This window comes from Pseudomonas sp. EL_65y_Pfl2_R96 (assembly GCF_963970905.1).
Classification (GTDB): Bacteria; Pseudomonadota; Gammaproteobacteria; order Pseudomonadales; family Pseudomonadaceae; genus Aquipseudomonas.
On the sequence record NZ_CAXAQH010000084.1, the window covers coordinates 1 to 1,816 of the forward strand.

The 1,816-nt window shown below is 60.9% G+C and carries 2 protein-coding genes; both read right to left on the reverse strand.

The window, feature by feature from the left end; all coding sequences use genetic code 11:
• Positions 1–789, reverse strand: a 789-nt coding sequence (gene argF, locus AACY49_RS29495) for an ornithine carbamoyltransferase (protein ID WP_339527693.1), incomplete at its 3' end; no start/stop codon positions are given.
• A 68-nt stretch (positions 790–857) separates the two neighbouring features.
• Positions 858–1,816 (reverse strand): arginine deiminase (locus AACY49_RS29500; RefSeq protein ID WP_339527695.1); only part of this gene is annotated, 959 nt, incomplete at its 5' end.

Consider the following 1,816-nt stretch of genomic DNA (forward strand, 5'->3'; position numbering starts at 1 on the left):
AGCCTTCATCATGTTGGCGTTGACCTGGTACGGCAGCAGTTGCTCGATGCGCTCATCCCACGCTTCCACCGGCTCACCCATCGACACCCAGATGTCGGTATGGATGAAGTCCACGCCCTTGACCGCTTCTTTCGGGTCTTCGGTGATGGTGAGACGCGCGCCGCTTTCGGCGGCGAAGGCCTGGCACTGGTCGATGAAATCCTGATGTGGCCACAGCGCTTTCGGTGCGGCGATGCGCACATCCATGCCGAGTTTGGCGCCGATCATCAGCAACGAATTGCCCATGTTGTAGCGCGCATCGCCGAGGTAGGCGTAGCTGATGTCGTGCAGCGGTTTGTCGCTGTGTTCGCGCATGGTCAGGGTGTCGGCGATCATTTGCGTCGGGTGGAATTCAGCGGTCAGACCGTTGAACACCGGCACGCCGGCGAACTGGGCCAGCTCTTCGACGATTTCCTGTTCGAAGCCGCGGTACTCGATGGCGTCGAACATCCGCCCCAGCACGCGGGCGGTGTCTTTCATGCTTTCCTTGTGGCCGATCTGCGACGACACCGGGTCGATGTAAGTGACGTGGGCACCCTGGTCATGGGCCGCGACTTCGAAGGCGCACCGGGTGCGGGTCGAGGTTTTTTCGAAGATCAGCGCAATATTTTTGCCTTGCAGATGTGGACGCTCGGTGCCGGTGTACTTGGCGCGTTTGAGGTCACGGGACAGGTCCAGCAGGTAATTCAGCTCGCGAGTGGTGTGGTGCATCAAACTCAGCAGGCTGCGATTGCGCATATTAAAAGCCATGATTGGATCTCCTTTGGTATCGGTAATCCCCCGGGCCGCGCTGGATAAGCGCGGCCAGGGTTTGAAAGTTAATAGTCGATAGGGTCGCGAATGATCGGGCAGGTCATGCAGTGGCCGCCGCCACGTCCGCGACCGAGTTCACCGGCGCTGATGGTGATGACCTCGATGCCAGCCTTGCGCAGCAGGGTGTTGGTGTAGGTGTTGCGGTCATAACCGATCACCACGCCTGGCTCCACGGCGACCACGTTGTTGCCGTCGTCCCATTGCTCGCGTTCGGCGGCGAAGCTGTTGCCGCCGGTTTCGACGACGCGCAGCGCTTTGAGGTTGAGGGCCTTGGCCACGGTGTCGAGGAAGCTGGTTTCTTCGCGGCGAATGTCGACGCCACCCGGTTTGCTTTCATCAGGGCGCACGCTGAAGGCGACGATCTGGTTGACTACTTCCGGGAAAATGGTCACGAGGTCGCGGTCGCAGAAGCTGAACACGGTGTCCAGGTGCATCGCTGCGCGGGACTTCGGCAGGCCGGCGACAATCACACGTTCGACCGCTTTGTTCTTGAACAGGTTGACCGCCAATTGACCGATAGCCTGACGGGACGAGCGCTCGCCCATGCCGATCAATACCACGCCGTTGCCGATCGGCATCACGTCGCCGCCCTCAAGAGTGGCGCTGCCATGGTCCTGGTCCGGATCGCCATACCAGATCTGGAAGTCGGCGTTGGTGAATTGCGGGTGGAATTTGTAGATGGCCGTGGCCAGCAGGGTTTCCTGACGGCGCGCCGGCCAGTACATCGGGTTCAACGTCACGCCGCCGTAGATCCAGCAGGTGGTGTCGCGGGTGAACTGGGTGTTGGGCAGCGGCGGCAGAATGAAGCTGGAGTGCCCCAGGAAATCGCGGAACATCTGAATGGTCTTGCCGCCAAAGCTGTCCGGCAAGTCATCGGCGGAAACGCCGCCGATCAGGAACTCGGCGATATGACGAGGCTCCAGGCTGCGCAACCACGAACCCACTTCGTTGATGAGGCCGAGGC